Annotated in this window: 14 protein-coding genes and 1 pseudogene; 8 read left to right on the forward strand and 7 right to left on the reverse strand. The window is 70.3% G+C overall.

Annotated elements, in window-relative coordinates; genetic code table 11:
* Positions 1-131: 131 nt before the first annotated feature.
* The gene (locus tag WME90_RS06730; RefSeq protein WP_437280242.1) at positions 132-1025 is read left to right on the forward strand and encodes a fibro-slime domain-containing protein; all 894 of its coding nucleotides are present in this window, start codon (positions 132-134) and stop codon (positions 1023-1025) included.
* 450 nt (positions 1026-1475) lie between these two features.
* On the opposite strand, the gene WME90_RS06735 is transcribed toward WME90_RS06730, so the two are convergent.
* The gene (locus WME90_RS06735; RefSeq protein WP_437280243.1) at positions 1476-2951 is read right to left on the reverse strand and encodes a hypothetical protein; all 1476 of its coding nucleotides are present in this window, start codon (positions 2949-2951) and stop codon (positions 1476-1478) included.
* Positions 2952-3046: 95 nt separating this feature from the next.
* Here WME90_RS06735 and WME90_RS06740 point away from each other — a divergent pair.
* A pseudogene (locus WME90_RS06740) lies at positions 3047-3198 on the forward strand (MarR family transcriptional regulator); the annotation flags it as partial.
* 183 nt (positions 3199-3381) lie between these two features.
* On the opposite strand, the gene WME90_RS06745 reads toward WME90_RS06740, so the two are convergent.
* The 3 genes from WME90_RS06745 to WME90_RS06755 all read right to left on the reverse strand — a co-directional run bounded on the left by WME90_RS06745 (position 3382) and on the right by WME90_RS06755 (position 6841).
* A complete protein-coding gene (locus WME90_RS06745) occupies positions 3382-5292 on the reverse strand; it encodes an aldo/keto reductase (RefSeq protein WP_437280244.1) in 1911 nt (636 codons plus the stop codon).
* 89 nt (positions 5293-5381) lie between these two features.
* Positions 5382-5783, reverse strand: a complete 402-nt coding sequence (locus WME90_RS06750) for a YciI family protein (protein WP_437280245.1) — start codon at positions 5781-5783, stop codon at positions 5382-5384.
* A gap of 143 nt (positions 5784-5926) precedes the next feature.
* Positions 5927-6841 (reverse strand): helix-turn-helix domain-containing protein, encoded by a 915-nt coding sequence (locus WME90_RS06755; RefSeq protein ID WP_437280246.1) that lies wholly within the window; start codon positions 6839-6841, stop codon positions 5927-5929.
* Positions 6842-6964: 123 nt separating this feature from the next.
* Here WME90_RS06755 and WME90_RS06760 point away from each other — a divergent pair, with 123 nt between their 5' ends.
* A complete protein-coding gene (locus WME90_RS06760) occupies positions 6965-7558 on the forward strand; it encodes an ATP-dependent Clp protease proteolytic subunit (protein ID WP_437280247.1) in 594 nt (197 codons plus the stop codon).
* 45 nt (positions 7559-7603) lie between these two features.
* On the opposite strand, the gene WME90_RS06765 is transcribed toward WME90_RS06760, so the two are convergent.
* The 3 genes from WME90_RS06765 to WME90_RS06775 are packed head-to-tail and all read right to left on the reverse strand — an operon-like array spanning position 7604 to position 10630.
* On the reverse strand, positions 7604-8788 hold the full coding sequence (locus WME90_RS06765) for an NAD(P)/FAD-dependent oxidoreductase (RefSeq protein WP_437280248.1): 1185 nt from the start codon (positions 8786-8788) through the stop codon (positions 7604-7606).
* On the reverse strand, positions 8785-9510 hold the full coding sequence (locus tag WME90_RS06770) for a methyltransferase domain-containing protein (RefSeq protein ID WP_437280249.1): 726 nt from the start codon (positions 9508-9510) through the stop codon (positions 8785-8787). The genes WME90_RS06765 and WME90_RS06770 overlap by 4 nt, the downstream gene beginning before the upstream one ends.
* Positions 9511-9514: 4 nt before the next feature.
* Positions 9515-10630: a type III polyketide synthase gene (locus WME90_RS06775; RefSeq protein WP_437280250.1), complete on the reverse strand. Its 1116-nt coding sequence runs from the start codon at positions 10628-10630 to the stop codon at positions 9515-9517.
* 400 nt (positions 10631-11030) lie between these two features.
* On the opposite strand from WME90_RS06775, the gene WME90_RS06780 reads away from it, so the two are divergent.
* From WME90_RS06780 to WME90_RS06800, 5 genes are all read left to right on the forward strand, one after another.
* Positions 11031-11618 (forward strand): hypothetical protein, encoded by a 588-nt coding sequence (locus WME90_RS06780; RefSeq protein WP_437280251.1) that lies wholly within the window; start codon positions 11031-11033, stop codon positions 11616-11618.
* A 202-nt stretch (positions 11619-11820) separates the two neighbouring features.
* Entirely contained in the window at positions 11821-13545 is a 1725-nt protein-coding gene (locus WME90_RS06785; RefSeq protein ID WP_437280252.1) for a WD40/YVTN/BNR-like repeat-containing protein, read from the forward strand.
* Positions 13546-13746: 201 nt separating this feature from the next.
* A complete protein-coding gene (locus tag WME90_RS06790) occupies positions 13747-15879 on the forward strand; it encodes a molybdopterin oxidoreductase family protein (protein WP_437280253.1) in 2133 nt (710 codons plus the stop codon).
* Entirely contained in the window at positions 15879-17330 is a 1452-nt protein-coding gene (locus WME90_RS06795) for an FAD-dependent oxidoreductase (protein WP_437280254.1), read from the forward strand. Before WME90_RS06790 ends, WME90_RS06795 begins: the two co-directional genes overlap by 1 nt.
* A 164-nt stretch (positions 17331-17494) precedes the next feature.
* The gene (locus WME90_RS06800) at positions 17495-18037 is read left to right on the forward strand and encodes a YkgJ family cysteine cluster protein (protein ID WP_437280255.1); all 543 of its coding nucleotides are present in this window, start codon (positions 17495-17497) and stop codon (positions 18035-18037) included.
* Positions 18038-18064: the final 27 nt, after the last annotated feature.

An 18064-nucleotide genomic window follows, 5' to 3' on the forward strand; every position in this document is an offset into this window, starting at 1 on the left:
TTTTTTGTCGAAGAATTTTTGACCCGTTCGACCCACCGCTGCCCACCGTGAAGGACGCTGGCGACGTGCGGGCTCAGACGTCGTCCCGTGCGGGTTCGATGGCTTCTGGCGGTCGGGAAAAGGGGCAAGACATGATGGCTCATCGGCGGATGGTGGTGGCGGTGTCGGCGTGCGTGACCCTGGTGGCGGCGACCGCGTGTGCAGGAGGGGCCAGCGACGCTGGTGACGCTGCCTCCTACGGCGCCGGGACGGCGAGCGGCAGCTCCGGGACGGCGAGCGGCAGCTCCGGGACGGCGAGCGGCAGCTCCGGGACGGCGAGCGGCGGCGACTTCGGGCAAGATCCTTCTTTCGGCGAGATCGGCGGCAGCTCGGGCGGTAACCCGAGCTCGGGCGACGACGCGTGCGGCAGCGATCTCATCGCAATCGTCCGCGACTTCAAGGACACGCACCCTGATTTCGAGGCGGGCCGGTTCGGGCGCGACCGGGGCCTCGTGGAGGCTCAGCTCGGCGCGGACGGCAAGCCGGTGTATACGGGCGGCAGCGAGGGCACGCGGACCACGACCGGCAAGGAGGCCTTCGATCAGTGGTTCCGCGACGTGCCCGACGTGAACACCGCCGTCCAGATATCGATCCCGCTCGCCGACAACGGGAATGGCACGTCCACGTACGACAGCACCGACTTCTTCCCGATCGACGACATGGGGTTTGGCAACGAGGACCGGAGCCACAACTACCACTTCACGCTCGAGCTCCGCACCAAGTTTGAATACGAGGGCGGCGAGGTGTTCACCTTCTCGGGCGACGACGATCTCTTCACCTTCATCAACGGCCACCTCGCGATCGATCTGGGCGGTGTTCACAAGCCGGAGAGCGCGACCATCGACCTCGACGCGCGCGCTGAGGAGTTCGGCATCACGCCGGGCAACAGCTACACGCTCGATTTCTTCTTCGCCGAGCGCCACACGACCGAGTCGAACTTCCGCATCGACACGTCGATCGGTTGCTTCACCCCGGTCGTCAACTGAGCTCGGTCGCCCGCTGACCCGGCGCGACCTGAGCCCACAGCGCCCTTCGCGAGGAAGTGTAGCGCAGCGAACCTAAAGGGTGGGACGGCGAGCGTCGTGATGGCTCGGTCCTGGGTCGAAAGAGCGTGGTCCGGGCGGCGCCGAGCGCGCTGTGGGGCGCATCGGCGTGCCGTGGGCACACCTGCCCGTCCGGGCGCTGGTCTGGCCATCGATCGCAAATGTGCGGCGCAAGAGCTCGGCCTACGGTCGACGGCCGCCACAAATCCCGGGGCAGGCGACGGCTCGCGACGGTTCGCCCCCGCGGAATCGTCCCGCCAGAGAAACCGGTCGATACCGAGCGGTCGCCGGAAACAGAAGCGACTTCCGTAGTTTCCGCCTGTTTCCCCGCTGAGGCGGGCTCCGGTGTGGCCCGACGGGCGCCCTCCGCCGCCCCGTCGCCCGCGGCTCCCGTCAGGGCATCGGGTACACGAGCGAGAGCCCGGCGACGCACATCTCGTCGAACGTGCTCCCCTCGCCGTAGGTCACGTCGATCGTCGAGATCATATTCGCCTCCTTGAGCGCCTTGACCACGTACGGGTTCTCCGTCGAGTTATTGTACGTGCACCGGATCTGGAGCACATCGCCCGGCTCGAGCGTCGGGAGCGTCTCGATGGGCGCGTCGTACGAGTACGAGCGCTGCCAGCCGAACTCCCACTTCGGCGCGTGGGCCAGGCACTCCTCCTTGGGTTGATCGGGTGAGCCGTTCGCCCGCGTGACCGTCACCTTCTCGTCGAAGCCCAGGTAGTGCATGTGCAGAAAGTCGCCATAGATGCGCGTGCCCGGCGGGAACGGCATCTCTTCCGATCCGGGCGAGCCCGGGGCCGGGACCGTGAACTGCTGCGTCTCCACATGATCCTTGCTGTCCGCGGGGATCAGGAACTCGACGCCGTTCTTGTCGCCCGGCCCGGGTAGCAGCCCGAAGCCAAACTCACCGACCGGATCATCGAAGTTGCCGAGCAGGTGGTACAGGAAGCCGTACTTCGGCTTCTCTTTTGTGAGCCTGAGCTGGATGCGCGTCAGGTCCGGGTCGGCCGTCGTGCCGGCGGGGTGGTAGTGGATCTGCATCATGAGGAGCGACCCTTTCGGGATCAGCTGACCCACCCCCTCGGGCAGATCGACCGGGTCGGTGCCGGGAGCCCAGGCTGTGAGCATCTGGAGCGATCCGATCTCCACGCCATTCGCGACCTCGCCGGCGCCACACGGAAAGCTCCCGTCGGGGCCGGCCACGCTCGCGGATTTCCCCTCCGGATCGATGGAGATTATCCCATGGTGAACGACCTTGTGGTTGCCGGGCACCATCTGTATACCGTTTAGGTACTGGTCCTCGGTGAGCCCGGGATCGATGACGAAGCAGCGGAACTCGTCCTGCTCACCGGAGGTGACGTAGGGCTCGTTCGGATGAACCTCGAGGGTCATGCCCGGCAGGCCGGGGCTCTTCGGCACGAACGAGGCGGGCGCGTCCTTCGGATCACCCTTGGGGGTGCCGGCCTTGCTCCAGGCCTCCAGCGTGCTGATCTCCTCGTCGGAGAGGCGGATGTCGCCCTTCCACGCGTGACGGGTCGAGCACTCGTCCGTGTCACGCACGGCGAAGGGCGGCATCGTGCCCGCCTTGGTCGTCTGGACCATGAGCGCCGCGACAGCCTTGGCATCGTCGTACGCGGTAAGGCTGAAGGGCGCGATATTGCCCGCGGAGTGGCAGCCCATGCAGCTCTTCTGCAGGATGGGCTCGACGTCTTTGTGGAACGTGGGGCTACTCCCGGCAGCCTGCGGCTCCGTGGTCTCGTCGCCCCCGGAGCAGCCGGTGAACGAGGCGGCGGCTAGCAGGGCGAGGGTGCGGGCGGACAGCGAGACTCGGACGACGGCACGCGAACGTGTTGAAGCAGGCATGAGACCTCCGGGCAGCCGGATCCTTCACGAGCGGAGGGGCCGGGCGCTTGGTAAGGAGCCATGTTTTGTTCGACTGCGTTTTGTATATGTGTATTATGCATATAGTCGTCCCTTTCGAAGCGTCAAGAAAATTTGTGCAAAATACACATATTGCAGAAAGAAGCTCCGCGAGCTCCACGGCGCCATGGTCGAGCTGATCGCGCTCATGAATCAGCCGCAGCGCGATCAGACGCTGCTCGCGGAGGCCCGTTGGCTCCCCGCGACATCGTAACTACACTCCCAGGTCCTCAGGAGCTGCTGCGCGCCTGGCGCGCCCGAGGACATCCGCATCGGCATGGCGGGCAAGGGCCGCGGAGCTCGACGTCCTCAACAACGTGGTCGTCGGAACGGCGCCGCGCTCGAGCAGGAGCCTGTGCAGCGCGGGCGGCGCTCACTCGCCCGGGAAGAGCTCCTCGGCCTTCATGTACTTCGCCCCGAGCGCCTGCGCGAACTCCCGGTCGCTTTCCATATCGCCGACCATGACCAGGTGCTCTCGCGCGAGCTTATGGCGCTGGATCAGCGATACCCCGAGCCCCGGCAGGGGCTTGCGGCAGAAGCAGCCGACCGGGAACGCCGGGTGCGGGCAGTACACGACCTCGGCCACGGGCAGGCCGAGGAGCTCGATCGTCCGCGAGAACGCGGCCAGGACAGCCTCTTCGGTCACCGATCCTTTCGAGATGCCGCTCTGGTTCGACACGAAGAAGAGCGTGTATCCGTCGTTGACCCAGCGCTCCAGGACCGCGCGCCGACCAGGCAGGAGCTCGACGTCGTCGGGGTCGCGCGGGTAGATCTCGCCGCTCTTCGTCTTTCGCAGCGTGCCGTCGACGTCGAGGAGCAGGCCCTTGCCCGTGAAGAGCGGATCGACGCGCCGGGCAAACGGGATCTCCTCGACCACCGAGAACCCCTCATCCGCGTGCGGCGCCTCGAAATTCGCGGCCCACCGCGAGAGCGCCTGCGGCGGCGGCAGGTTGGGATCCTCTTTGCCGAGCGCTCTCATGTCCTCCGGCCCGAGCAGCTTGCCGTAGCGCTCGAGGACGCGCAGGACGACGTTCGCGTAGGCCTCGTTGATGGGCGTGGCCAGGTACCGGCACCGGACGGGCACGCCGTGCGCGTGCGCCATCCGGAGCACCGCATAACGCGACGCGCGCGTGCCGTACGTGTTGTCGAGGACCACCCGCGTCTGCCCCGAGGAGAGCAGCCCCCCGAGCTTCTTGACCACGCCGTCGAGCGTGCCGCCGAGCTCATCGCGGTTCAGGCGCGCGTACCCTTTGGCCGTGTAGCGGGCGACCTCCGACGATTTGCCTGCCCCTTGAATCCCCATGACCACGACCACCTCGGGCGCATCGCCGGGGCCCTCTCCGGGCTCGAGCTTGCGCAGGCCGGCGGGGACCACGGGGGGCGCGACCGAGGCCAGCACATCGGCCGCGGGCGCAAAGCTGGTCTTCGAGAGGTCGGCTCGATCGCGCGCGCCAAAGGGAACCCGGAGCGCGCGCAAGCAGGACTCGACGCTCTCCCGCTTTGTCGCCCCGAACAGGGGAACGATTGGGGGGCCGAGATCGAGCAAGGCCGCGAGGGCCGCCTCCTGAGGCGTGATGCCGTGCCGCGCGGCGATGGGCTTGATCGCGCGGTTCTTGAGGAGGTTATCGACCTTGGCGTGACCGCCGAGCGGCCGGTGGGCGAGGAACGGGATGCCCATTTGCCTGGCGAGCTCGAAGAGGCCTCGGGCGGCGCTGCCGCGATCGAGGACGCTCAGCTCCTCCTGGATGGCCCGCACCGGAAAATGCCGCTCGGCCTGGCGGACCTCTGCGATGGAGGTGTTGCTGAGGCCGAGGTGCTCGATGAGGCCCTCTCTCTGGAGCTCGGCGAGGGCGGCGAGGCTCTCTTCGAGGGGGGTCCTGGGGTCGGTCACGTGGAGGAGGAGCATGAAAATCCGCGAGACGCCGAGCGCCTTCAGGCTGCCCTCGATCGTGCGGCGCAGGTGGTCGCGGCTGCCGTTCGGGACCCATCGCCCTTTGGGTCGGCTGAGGCCCGCCTTGGTGATCACGCGCACGTCGTCGCGCGGGCCGGACCATGCGTCGAGCGCCTTGCGGACGAGGCGCTCTCCATAGTGGACCTCGCGGTCGGTGAGGCAGTAGGAGTCGGCGGTGTCGAGGAGGCGTATGCCTTGATCGAGGGCAACGTGGATGACGGCTGTCGCGTCCTCTTCTGAGGGGCGCCCCTCCGTGGCCAGCCGGAGCAGGCCGAGGCCGAAGGGAACGTCGAGGTGGCCTAGGACACCGTAGGGCGAGGGGGCGGGAGTCACGGAGGCGCCGACGTAGCCAGGTCAGCGGCTCGATGCAAGCGCTAGCGCTGAGGTTGCAGGGCGGAACCGCCCGCTCGGCGCGGGTGAGCTCACAAGAGCTCTTTGGGGAGCTCGCTCCCGCTCATCACCTGCCGCACCTCGATTGCCATGTTGAGCGGCTCGCCGCCGGGCCCGGGCGCGGCGGACGCCTGCGCGGCGAGCTCGTAGGCGCGCTCGGGGCTCCCGACGTCCACCATCCAGAAGCCGGCGAGGAACTCCTTGGCCTCGGGGAACACGCCGTCGGTGATGGGCTTGCCGTCCTTGCCGGCGCGCACGAGCCTGGCCTGGTCGGGCCCGGTCAGCGCTTCGATCCCGACGAGCTCGCCCGACTCACGGAGCTTCTGGTTGAAGCTGTTGAGGAACGCGAGGTGCGCCTGCAGGTCCTTCGGCGGCCAGCTCATCAACTGGTAGGGCTCTCTGGTCGGCACGTGCATCATCAGGACGTATTTCATCGTCAGCTCCCTTTCAGCGTGCGCGCCCCGCATCGGGGGCGCGTTCACGGAGGAGTCGGAGTCCAGGCGGCGTTCTCGACATCGGGGAGGACGATACTCGAAAAGATTTCCTGGCGACCGGCAGACCCGCCCAGGCGATGCGCTCACGCCGCCGCGCGGACCGGCGGCAGGCGGAACGCGGCCCCCTCGGAGCGGCTGCGCCGGCGGAACGCGCCCGGCGCCTCGCCCATGTGCCGCTTGAACGCGCGGCTGAACGCGAACTCCGAGTCGTACCCGACCTCGGCCGCCACCGCGGCCAGCGAGCCGTCGCTCTCGGCGAGCAGCTCGGCCGCCCGCTGCATGCGGAGCTCGGCGAGGTAGCGGAGCGGCGGGACCCCCAGCTCGGCGAGGAACCGCCGCGCCAGCGCGGCGCGGGAGAGGCCCGCCGCCTTCGCCAGCGCCTCGACGCTCCAGCGCTCGGCCGGCTTCTCCTGCATGAGCCGGAGCACGCGCGCGACGCGACGGTCGAAGGCGCGCGCGCCGCGCCGGTCGAGCGCGCGCGGCTCGCGCCCCTCGCGCGCATGCTCGTGACAGTGCAGCGCGTAGGCGAGCAGCGGCTCGAGGAGCGCGCGCGCCAGCTGGGCCTGCCCCGGGGAAGCGTCCGCGAGCGCCGCGCGCAGCAGGCCCACGACCGCAGAGAGCCCCGGCGAGCGTCGCACCTCGCCGGCAGGCAGGTGGATCACGGGCGCGAGCGAGGCGAGCGCCCCGCCGGGTGCGGCGGCGTAGGTCGCCGAGATCAGCTCCGCCTCGGCGGGAGCGCGCCCCGGCGGCGGCGCGACGCAGCAAAGGCTCTGCTCGCGGGGCCCTGCGCCGCGCGGGCCGAACCCGAGGAGCACGACGTCGCCGGCGTCGAGCTCCAGGGCGCACACGCCGTCCTGCGAGAGGCGAAAGGCGCCCTGCACGACGACGTGGAGGCTCGGCGGATCGCCCGCGCTCGCACGCCAGGGCGCGCCAGGAGGGCCGTGATGCCGGGAGACCACCACGCCTCGGGGGAGCAGCCGCTCCATCTCGTCCGCCATACTCCATGGTTGCCCCCGCCGAGGCCGCTCGTCCAGCGCTCGCTCGCGGATCGAGACGCGCGAGCATGACTCCGCGCCTCGCGGTCATGGCGCGCGGGCGAGGGCTGCCGGAAGCTCGGGGACATGACGCGCCTCGATTCTACGCCGAACGAAGAGCCGCACCCCCGCGCGCTGTCCGAGAAGGTCCAGAGCAGCCTGCTGAGGAGCCGGACCGTCCTGATCTTCGGGGAGATCACCAGCGAGCTGGCGCAGGCGACCACCGCGCAGCTCCTCGCCCTCGCGAGCGAGGATGGCGACGCGCCGATCCGGATCCTGATCCACTCGCCGGGCGGGCACGTGGAGTCGGGGGACACGATCCACGACGTGATTCGCTTCATCCGGCCCGAGGTCAAGGTGATCGGCACCGGGTGGGTCGCCAGCGCGGGCGCGCTGATCTTCGTCGCCGCGCGGCGGGAGAACCGGTTCGCGCTCCCGAACACGCGCTTTCTCCTGCACCAGCCGCTCGGCGGCGTGCGCGGCCCCGCGTCGGACATCGAGATCGAGGCGGCCCAGATCATGGCCGCGCGCGAGCGGCTCAACCGCATCTTCGCGCAAGCGACGGGGCAGGCGCCCGCGAAGATCGCGCAGGAGACCGAGCGCAACCTGTGGATGACGGCGCGCGAGGCCCAGGCGTACGGCCTCGTGCACCGCATCGTCGAGAGCGCGCAGGAGGTCTGAGCGCACCGCGGCGGCCCCTCCGGCAGGACCGAGCGCCGCGCTGCCTCAGGCTGGACTCCGGCGCTCACGGCGAGGCGTCGCGGCCCTCACGAGCCCGCCCTTCGACGCGGCGAGCGGCAGCCCTCCACGCACGAGCGCCGCCTCGCGCACGCGCGTGAGCCCGGCCACGGCCGCCATGAGGCCCGGGCAAAGGCGCGCCGCCGCGCCGAGCGCCGCCTGGCCGGGCCGCCGCACGAGGCCGTGAGAGAGGCCGGTCGCGAGCAGCACCTGCCCGAGCACGTCGCGCAAGAGCCGACGCTGGTACGTCTCCGCGCTCGCCCCTTCGAGGTACGCCGTGGTCGCGAGCCGCGCGCTGTGCAGCGCGATCGACATGCCGTCTCCAGAGAAGGAGGGGATGACCACCGCCTGATCGCCGAGGCGCCATATCCCGTCCGCGCGGCGCTGGACATGGCCGTACGGGATCGCCGAGAGCGCGAGCGGCCGCGCCTGGCACGGCTCCGCGCCCGCGAGCCGCGCGTCGAGGTGCGGCGACCCCTCGCGCATCGCGCAAAGGAGGCGGTCCCAGCGCTGCCCGAGCGCGGCGAAGCGGCTCTTGCGGACGAGGAGGCAGAGGTTCGCCCGACCGCCCTCGACCGGCTGCAGCCCGGCATAACCGCCCTCGAACAGCACGAGCTCCACGTGCCTGTCGAGCTCCGCCGCCTGCCGCGGCGACAGCCGCCAGTGCAGCTTGAAGGCGACGAGATCGTCCTGCAGCCCAGGAGGCCGCTTCAGGCCCCGGACGTCGTGCTTGCCGGTCGCGAGGAACGCGGCGCGCGCCTCGATCGCGGTGCCGTCCTCGAGCCGCGCCCCCCAGCCCGCGCCCGCCCGCGTGAGCGCCTGGACCCGGACGCCCCGCCGGATCGACGCGCCCGCCGCCGCGGCGCGCGCGAGCAGCGCCTCGTCGAGCACGCGGCGCGACAGGCTGAGCGCGGAGAACGGCAGCGCGGCGGCCGCGATCCGATCGCGCTCGACCAGGCGCACGGCCTCGATCGGCACCGCGCCGAGCGCCCGCAGATCGAGCCCGAACGACGCGAGGTAGAGCGCGGCCTCACGCGACAGGAACTCGCCGCAGACCTTGTCCGCCGGGCAGGCCTCGCGCTCGATCAGCGCGACCTCGCGCCCCGCCTGCGAAAGGAGCAGCGCGACCGCCGCCCCGGCCAGGCCCCCTCCGACGACGACAGCGTCGTTCACGGGACCTTGAGCCTCCCGACGGTGAGCCGGAACGGCACGCGCCATCGAACCTCGACGGCGCGCGGATCGAGCCCGGCCTCGGCGATGAGGCGCCGCCAGTCGCTCGCCGAGAAGGCGCGGGCGATCGACACCGGCCCATCGTGCTGCACGAAGCGGTGCCAGCCTGCGAGGCGCGAGAGGTGGCGGAAGACGTGATACGGCAGCGGGTGGCGGTGCAGATCGTTGATGAACCAGCCGAGCCGCGCCTTCGCGTCCATCCAGGCGAGGAAACGGACGACCAGCGGATCGGGGAGATGATGCGTGAAGAGCGAGCTCAACACGACATCGACGCCGCCGGGCGGCTCGTAGGCGAAGGCGTCGGCGGTGACCCAGGTGATCGGCCGGCCCGGCGGGGTCGCCTCGGCGGCCGACCGGCGCGACCACGGGTTGAGGTCGACGCCGGTGAGCGAGACGGCGATGCCGCGCTCTCTGGCCCACGCGTCGATCCTCCGCAGCATGTCGCCGTAGCCGCTGCCGACGTCGATCACCTCCAGCGGACGGTTCTCGGGCAGGCCGCGCGCGACGAGGCGCTCGAGGAACGCGAACGTCGGCCGGTAAGCGAGCGTGAGCCGGTTGACCAGCGCCAGATCGACGAGGCAGGCGCGGAATTCCTCGAATCCAACGGGCTCGGTATCCATCAGCTCGTCGAGCGTGGATCGACGCGAGAAGTCCGGGGCGCTCATCGGTCTAGTCCGCGTGGAACAGCATTGTCTCGGCGGTCAAGCCTGGACCGAACGACATGGCGCATCCGCGCATGCCCGGCCGCGCGTCAGCGATGATCGACTGCAGCACGAACATGATGGTCGCCGAGGACATGTTGCCGAAGCGCGCGAGCACGTCGCGCGACGCCGCGAGCGCGGCCGGCCCGAGATCGAGCGCGTGCTCGACCGCGTCGAGCACCGACCGCCCGCCGGGGTGCACCGCCCACAGGTCGATCTCGCCCGGCGCGGCGCCGTCGAGGATCTCGCCCGCGGCGGCCTTGAGCCCCCGGTCGATCGCGCCCGGCACGCGGCCGGACAGGAACATCTCGAAGCCGGAGTCGCGGATGTTCCACGTGAGGAGCTCGCGCGTGCCGGGCACCACGACGGCGTGGAGCCGGTCGATCGCGAGCCCGATCGGCTCGGCGCTGACCACGGCCGCGGCGCAGCCGTCGCCGAACACCAGGAACGACAGCATCTGATCCATGGCGATGGTCTCCTGCAGGTGCAGCGTGCACAGCTCGACGTTCACCACGAGCACGCGCGCCCCGGGCGCCGACCTTACGATATGCCGCGCGAGCTTCAGCGCGTTGATCGCCGCATAACACCCCATGAAGCCGATCATCGTGCGCTCGACCGATGGATCGAGGTCGAAGCGCTCGACGAGCGCCTGGTCGATGCCCGGCGCGAAAAAGCCGGTGCACGACGTCACGATGACATGGGTGATCCGGCGCGCCGTGGTCCCGAGGTCGAGGCCGGAGACGGCCTGCGCGGCGAGCTCCGGCGCGTGCTCCTCGTACAAACGCATGCGGTCTGCGGTCGTGGGGAAGCTGCCGCGCAGGTAGAACCGCCCCGCGTCGACCGAGGCGCCGCCCACGTCGACGCTCGGGGCCAGCACGGAGAACCGGTGTGAAATCTGCGCCTTGTCCGCCATCCGCCCGAACAGCGCGCGGCTGCGCTCATCGCTGAACAGCGTCTTCGCGAAGCCGACAAAAGAGGAGTGTACGTCGTGCGGCGGCACGGCCGTGGCAATGCGGTTGATGTACGCGGTCGCCGGCGGCCGTCCCTTCGCGTCCGAGCCTCTGCAGGCATCGTCGGCGTGCACTAGGCCTCTTGGTGAATCGTTAAAATTGGTCACGCTCGTGAGAAGCAAGCACGGAGCATGCCACCTGCTGCGTTGCGCTGCCGCACGTGACGGCTCGTTCCGAGGGGACATGACGGGGCGTTCCGGCCCGCCGGGCGGGGCATTCCGACACACCTGACCGCTCGCTCCGACGCACGTGACGCCCGTTGAAGGGCCCGTGGCACCAACGGTTCCGCAGTACAGTCACGCTGCACGCGCCGGCTGACATCGAACACCTTACGCGATCCGCATCCCTCCTGGAAAAGTGACGCTGTATTAACAATTTATCCGTGTATTAAAAGGGGCCGCTTTCACTCCGCAGCCTGCGGGCTTCGCCGTCGCTCTGGCGCCCGCCGCTGAGCGCTGGTATTGGTGATCAAAGATGCATCCTGCGTTCGCCGACATTCAATTCGGCCCCTTTGCGAGCGCTTACCACTCGCGAGCCATGACTCCGGAGTTCAAGGAGGCGCTTGGCGCATTTCTGGAAAAGGAACTGCTGCCACAGGTCGAACAGCCTTTCGAGTCGACGAGCGGGACCTTGGTGGCGGCCTACGACGAGGAAAGGTGCTGCGGTCCGAACAGCGCGGTTCGCGACATCTATGAGTTCGAGTTCGCATTCCATCGTTCATCGGGCGATGATACGATCAAGGTTGAGCTGGTGTTCCATGCGGGGGCCAGGGCGTTCTCCGCAAGAGGGAACAAGCCGCTCTACCTCTGGACTCCCGCGCGCCGCGATCGATACTTGGCGGAAGGTCGGCATATCCAGCACCTCTGCGGTCGCATCGCGAAGCACGAGGGCGTGGAGGCCGTTTGCCCCTTGTGTTCGGCGGTGCTGAGCGTCCACGATTCGCCAAGCCTGTTTGATGTGAGCTGCCCCAACCGCTGCTTCAAGTACAACTATCACCGAGATCCGGCGAACGGGCAGCTCCTGCACGGCCACTTCTTCCGGAAGGAGCCCGGTGAGATCTGACCACGCTCATGTCGGATGTCGGGGAGCTGGTGCACGCCGCCGTCCCCACGCCGATTTCCTTGTGGTGAGGTCATGAGACGTCGGACGACCACCTCCGTTGCCAACCGACGATGTCGACACTCGCATGCCTTCGCCGGCTGCGCGGGGCGCCCGAACACGATCGCGAGCGCCCCCGGTGCACCGGCCTGTTATGGTGGCTGGCATGAGCATCCGACACTGCGCCGTCTGGGGACGAGGCCACCTGCTCGTCATCGTGGGATCTGAGGGGCACGTGCTCCGGTCGGAGGACGGCGGCCAGCGCTGGAGAAGGGTGCAGACGCCCGTCCGCCAGGGTCTGAGCGCGCTCGCAGGCGCCGGCCCTGCGCTGATCGCCGCCGGACAGAGCGGCACCTTGCTGGCGTCGAGCGATGACGGGCGGCGCTGGTCCGACGTGAGCTGCGGCGCAAGCGCGGACCTGCGCGGCGTCGCGCTGCGCGACGACGGCGAGGCCATCGCGGTGGGGCTCGGCGGGACGGTGCTCCGCTCCGGCGATCACGGCCAGACGTGGAGCGCCGGGCCGAGCCTCGGAGACTTGTGCCTGGAGGCCGCCGCGGTCGACGCCGAGGGCCGCTTCCTCGCGCTCGCGCTCGAAGGGCAGCTCGGCACCCTGCAAGGAGCGACATGGACGCGCCACAAGATCCCGGGCCGGAATCACCGGGCGCTCTCTGCGCGAGGCGGGCTCGTGATCGTTGGCGACGGCGACGGCCATGCCCACGCGAGCCGGGACGGGGGCGCCTCCTGGGAGTCGCACTCCACCGGGACCGGGCGCTCGATCAAGGCGCTTTGGCTCGGCTCCACGGGCCTCGTGATCGCGTCCGGCGAGAGCGGCATCCTGGCGGTCAGCCAGGACGAGGGCCGCACCTGGACGCGCACCGCGCTCAAGTCCGATCAGCACCGGTTCGCCGCGTGGGGCGATGACCAGGGCACGATCTGGTGTGTGGGGGACGGCCCCGCCGCCCGATCCCTCGATGGCGGCAAGAGCTTCACCAAGGTGCCAGTCCAGGGAGGGGACGCGCCGCTCGACGGCCCCTGGGAGAAGGTGCCAGTCCGAGGGAAGCTCCGGAGTCTCTGGGTGCAAGGCGAGGGGAGGGTCGTGCTGGTGGGCGACGGCGGCACCATCGCGCGAACCCACGACGGCGGCCAGACCTGGGAGAGGAGCACCGTGGAGGACGCCGGCGCGCTGATCTCCGTGTGGGGAAGCGGCGAGACGATCCTGGCCGTCGGCGAGGGAATCTCGCAGATCCGGTCCGATGACGGCGGGCGGCACTGGGTGGAAGTGACAGGCAATCCTGGCGGGGCCTCGGTCCACGGGCAGGGCGCGACAAGGGCCTTCGCCGTCCTCGATGGCCGGGTCTGCCGCATCGGCGCGGACGGCTCACGATGGCTGGCGCTGGAGATCCCGTGCGAGCCGCGCCTCCGCGCCGTCTGGGCAGGGCCGGAGCAGCGCGCCGTGGCGGTGGGCTCCGGCGGCACCATCGTTCGCACGATCGACGACGGCGCTTCATGGGCAGCTGTGGAGAGCGGCAGCACCCGCGATCTGTGCGCGATCTGGGGCAGGGGGGATGAGCTCTTCGTCGCCGGCGGACTGGGCATCAGCGACGTGCTGCGCTCTCGCGACGGCGGCGCGACCTGGGAGATGCTGGCCCAGGTCTCCGGCAGCCTCAAAAGCCTCTGGGGAGACGACGCAGGCGCGCTGTGGGCGTGCGGCGGGAGCGGCGTGCTCCTGCGCTCCATCGACGGCGGCCACACCTGGCGAGGCGAGGCGTCCGGCACGTGGGCCACCCTGTTCGAGGTGCGCGGGGACGGGGGCGAGATGTGGGCGCTGGGAGAGAACCTCCTGCTGCGCCGGCGTCACGGTTCGCCAGAGGCGCCGTCCGGCGCCGCGTAGCGCGCGAGACAGGGGCCGCTCCGCGGCTTGCGTTCCGAAGCATCCGCTGTGGGCCGCTGGAGAAAGGCCGCTCGCCAGGAGTATCGGGCATCGACAGGTTCATTGCCCGCACACTCCGCGGAAATACGTCCGAAACAGAGCGCCTGCTACATCACAGCCAGCCTCCTCGACGCGCTCGGTGAGGGTGGCCGACGCGACTCCATGGCACCCCGCTCTTCCCTCCGGCTCAAGATCGTCACCTCCGAGACGACGACGCAGACCCACTGTCCTTACTGCGCCTTCCAGTGCGGCTTGGTCGTGACGGATCGCGCGGACCACGCGGGGGCGATCGACGTCCGGCCGGACGACGATTTCCCCGTCAACCGCGGGCAGATGTGCATCAAGGGGTTCACCTCCGCGGCGCTGCTCGATCACCCCGAGCGGCTGACGGTGCCGAAGATCCGCGGGCGCAACGGCCGCCTCCTGCCCGCGCGCTGGGACACCGCGCTCGATTTCGTCGCCGAGCGGCTCCTTCGCCTGCGCGACCTCCACGGCCCCGCGGCGCTGGCCGCGTTCGGCAGCGGCGCCCTGACGAACGAGAAGACCTACCTCCTCGGCAAATTCGTCCGCCTCGCCCTCAAGTCGCCGAACGTCGATTACAACGGTCGCTATTGCATGTCCTCGGCGGCCGCGGGGCAGAACAAGGCGTTCGGCGTCGACCGCGGCCTGCCGTTCCCCGTGTCCGATATCGCCCAGACAAAGGCGCTCCTCCTCTGGGGGGCGAACTGCGCGGAGACCTTGCCGCCCATCATGCAATGGATCTTCGCGCAGCGCGACAACGGCGGCGCGCTGATCGTCGTCGATCCGCGGCGCACCGACACGGCGCGCGCTGCGGCGCTCCACCTCCAGCCCACGCCCGGGTCCGACCTGGCGCTCGCCAACGGCCTTCTCTACCTCGCCCTCGAGGAGAAGCTCGTCGACACCGCGTACATCGCCGCGCGCACCGACGGGTTCGACGAGCTCCGGCGCGTCGTCCTCTCGTACCACCCGGCGCACGTCGAGCGGCTGACCGGGGTCTCCACGCAGGATCAGCTCAAGGCCGTCCGGCTGCTCGCCGAGGCGCCGAGCAGCATGCTGCTCTCCGGCCGCGGGCCGGAGCAGCAGTCGAAGGGGTCGGACACCGTGCTCTCCCTCATCAACCTGATGCTCGCGCTCGGCAAGGTCGGCAAGCCGTACAGCGGCTATGGCTGCCTCACCGGACAGGGCAACGGCCAGGGAGGCCGCGAGCACGGCCAGAAGGCGGATCAGCTCCCGGGCTACCGGCACATCGAGGACGAGGAGCACCGGGCGGCCATCGCCCGCGTCTGGGGCATCGACCCGGCCGAGCTGCCGACAAAGGGAAAGAGCGCTTACGAGCTGCTCGACGCGCTCGGCCCCGAGGGGGGGATCCGCTCGTTGCTCGTGTTCGGCTCCAACGTTGTCGTCGCGTCGCCGAACGCGCTCAACGTCGAGCGGCGGCTCGCCTCGCTCGATCTGCTCGTGGTCTGTGATGCCTTCGTCAACGAGACGGCCCGAGACGCCCACGTCCTCTTGCCGGTCGCCCAGTTCGCCGAGGAGGAGGGGACGATGACGAACCTCGAAGGGCGGGTGATCCTGCGGCAGAAGGTCCGCCCTGCGCCCCCCGAGGTGAAGACCGATATCGAGATCTTCTGCGAGCTCGCCCGCCGCCTCGGCGCGGGAAGGCATTTCCAGTACACCTCCGCGGAGCAGGTGTTCGATGAGCTGCGCCGGGCGACCGCGGGCGCCAGGGCGGACTACAGCGGCATCACCTACGACAAGATCCGCCGGCACCGAGGCGTCTTCTGGCCGTGCCCGTCGGTCGAGCACCCGGGGACTCCGCGCCTCTTCGCCGAGCGGTTCCATCACCCGAACGGACGGGCGCGGTTCCACGCGGTCCACCACCGCCCCGCCGCCGAGCTCCCCGACGACGCCTATCCGCTCTACTTCACGACGGGCCGTTACAAGGAACACTACAACTCCGGCGCCCAGACGCGCCGCGTCCCCAAGCTGGAAGAGGCCAAGCCCGCGCCGAAGGTAGAGGTCCACCCCAGGCTCGCGGCGCGCCTCGGCGTCGTCGACGGCGACTGGCTGCTCGTCGAGAGCCGGCGAGGCGCGGTCACCTTCCGCGTCGCGGTCGTGCCTTCGATCCGGCCGGACACGCTCTTTGCTCCGTTTCACTGGGGCGGCAAGCAGGCCGCCAACGTGCTCACCGTGCCGGCGCTGGACCCGACCAGCCGGATGCCGGAGTTCAAGGTGTGCGCCGTCAGGGCGCGCCGGGTCTCGGAGTCGAACTGATGCGAAGGAAGGACCTTGTCATCGTTGGCAACGGCATGGCCGCGTGCCGCCTGCTGGATGAGCTGATGTCGCGCGGCGCCAGGGAGCGCTACGACATCACCGTGTTCGGCGAGGAGCGAGGCGGCGCCTACAACCGTGTCTTGCTCAGCAAGGTGCTGGCAGGGGAGGCGCCCGACTCCATCGTCACGAAGCCCCCCGCCTGGTACGAGCGGAACGGGGTGCGGCTCGTCAGCGGGACGTCCGTCGCGCGGATCGACACCTCGTCGAGGGCGGTCGTCGCGGCCGACGGCGCGCGCCATCGTTATGACGTCGCCGTGCTCGCGACAGGCAGCCAGCCGCTCGTCCCGCCGCTCGAGGGCATGACGACCGCGGAGGGCGATCTGCGCCCGGGCGTCTTCGTGTACCGGACGATGGACGATTGTGTCCGGATGCGCGGCTGCGCGCGGGCGGGAGACAACGCCGTCGTTGTCGGCGGCGGGCTCCTCGGCCTGGAGGCGGCCAAGGTGCTGAGCGACATGGGGCTCCACGTGACCGTCATCCACGTCGCGAAGAGCCTCATGAACGCGCAGCTCGATCAGATGGGCGGCGACATGCTCGAGCAGCACATCGAGCGCTGCGGGATCTTCGTCCGCACGGGGCGCACGATCGAGGCCATCTGCGGGGACGAGTCGGTCGAGGGGTGTCGCCTCGACGACGGCAGCGTCCTGCCGGCCGACATGGTGGTCCTCGCGTGCGGCGTCCGGCCTCGCATCGACGTCGCGCGCGCCTCGAGCCTGCCCATCAACAAGGGGATCATCGTCAACGACACGATGGCCACCCAGGTGCCCGGCATCTATGCGATCGGCGAGTGCGCGGAGCACCGGGGCAAGCTCTACGGCATCGTGACGCCCATCTGGGAGCAGGCCGCCGTCCTCGCCGACGTCCTGACGGGCGCGAACCCGCAGGCGCGCTACCGCGGCTCCAAGCTGTATACCCGCCTGAAGGTGGCGGGCGTCGACGTCACCTCCATGGGCAGCACCGAGCCGGAGCTGGAGAGCGACGAAGTGCTCCAGATCGTGGAGACGCGGAAGAGCACGTACCGGAAGCTCATCATCCGGGATGGAAGGCTCCTTGGCGCCATGTTCGTCGGCAACACCGCGGCCGCGGCCACGCTCGTGCAGCTCTTCGATCGCAACGATCCGCTGCCCGCCGATCCTCTGGAGGTGCTCTGCGCCGGCGGCGGCGCGGGGCCGGCGGCGCAGGCCGAGCGCATCGTCTGCAACTGTCACAAGGTCAGCGAGGCGACCCTCCGGGGGGCCATCGAGGGCGGCGCCTGCTCCCTGGAGGCGGCGTGCGCGGCGACAAAGGCCGGCACGGGGTGCGGCTCCTGCCGCGGCGAGGTCGCCCAGCTCGTGGCCCGGCACGCGCCCTCGCCGGAGTACGCCAACGGCCCCGCCGTGGCCGCTGGGTAGAGGGGCGCCGTCCCGCTCGCGATGACGGGGAGCAGGTTCGTAGGATAAGGGCTCAGCCGTTCAAGGCAGGCGAGCGAGGCGCACGAGCGCGCGCCGCGGCGAGCTTCGCTCTGCGGATGAGCCCGTGGCGCACGGAGGTGCGCCCCGCTATAGGACCCGGCGCCATGCACCGCACGCCGCGCGAGCGCCTCCACGAGCTCTTCGCCAAGGTCGACGCGTTCTTCGCGAGGGCGAGCGCCCGCCACGGCGACAAGATGGCCTGCCGAACGGGGTGCAGCGACTGCTGCCGGCGGCGGTTCTCGGTGACGTCGCTCGAGGCCGACGCGATCCGCGAGGCGCTCGCGGCGCTTCCGGAGGCCGACCGCGCGGCGCTCGCCGAGCGCGCGCGGGCGGGCGATCCGGGCGTGTGCCCAGCGCTCGACGGCGAGGGGAGGTGCGCCGTCTACGCGGCGCGGCCGCTCATCTGCCGCACGCACGGCCTGCCCATCCGGTTCGCGCCGGCCAGCGAGCGCGCGCTGCCGGTCATCGACGCCTGCCCCAAGAACTTCGTGGGAGAGGATCTCCACGCCGTCGATGCGTCGTCGGTCCTGGACCAGACGACGCTGTCGACGGTGCTGGCCGCGCTCGACATGGCCCACGCCGACGCGGCGGGGAATCCGCGAGGGCAGCGCGTTGCGATCGCCGCGGTGCTCTCGGGCGAGGGGTAGCTCGTCGCTGCCAACCGGCAGCTGATC

The organism is Sorangium sp. So ce375 (genome assembly GCF_051473855.1).
In the GTDB taxonomy this organism is placed as follows: Bacteria; Myxococcota_A; Polyangia; order Polyangiales; family Polyangiaceae; genus Sorangium.

What these genes read in the sequence shown, in the direction of transcription:
- WME90_RS06730 (WP_437280242.1), top strand. Translation starts at nt 132, where the DNA reads ATGATGGCTCATCGGCGGATGGTGGTGGCGGTGTCGGCGTGCGTGACC.
- WME90_RS06735 (WP_437280243.1), bottom strand. Translation starts at nt 2,951, where the DNA reads ATGCCTGCTTCAACACGTTCGCGTGCCGTCGTCCGAGTCTCGCTGTCC.
- WME90_RS06750 (WP_437280245.1), bottom strand. Translation starts at nt 5,783, where the DNA reads ATGAAATACGTCCTGATGATGCACGTGCCGACCAGAGAGCCCTACCAG.
- WME90_RS06755 (WP_437280246.1), bottom strand. Translation starts at nt 6,841, where the DNA reads ATGGCGGACGAGATGGAGCGGCTGCTCCCCCGAGGCGTGGTGGTCTCC.
- WME90_RS06760 (WP_437280247.1), top strand. Translation starts at nt 6,965, where the DNA reads ATGACGCGCCTCGATTCTACGCCGAACGAAGAGCCGCACCCCCGCGCG.
- WME90_RS06770 (WP_437280249.1), bottom strand. Translation starts at nt 9,510, where the DNA reads ATGAGCGCCCCGGACTTCTCGCGTCGATCCACGCTCGACGAGCTGATG.
- WME90_RS06780 (WP_437280251.1), top strand. Translation starts at nt 11,031, where the DNA reads ATGCATCCTGCGTTCGCCGACATTCAATTCGGCCCCTTTGCGAGCGCT.
- WME90_RS06785 (WP_437280252.1), top strand. Translation starts at nt 11,821, where the DNA reads ATGAGCATCCGACACTGCGCCGTCTGGGGACGAGGCCACCTGCTCGTC.
- WME90_RS06790 (WP_437280253.1), top strand. Translation starts at nt 13,747, where the DNA reads ATGGCACCCCGCTCTTCCCTCCGGCTCAAGATCGTCACCTCCGAGACG.
- WME90_RS06795 (WP_437280254.1), top strand. Translation starts at nt 15,879, where the DNA reads ATGCGAAGGAAGGACCTTGTCATCGTTGGCAACGGCATGGCCGCGTGC.
- WME90_RS06800 (WP_437280255.1), top strand. Translation starts at nt 17,495, where the DNA reads ATGCACCGCACGCCGCGCGAGCGCCTCCACGAGCTCTTCGCCAAGGTC.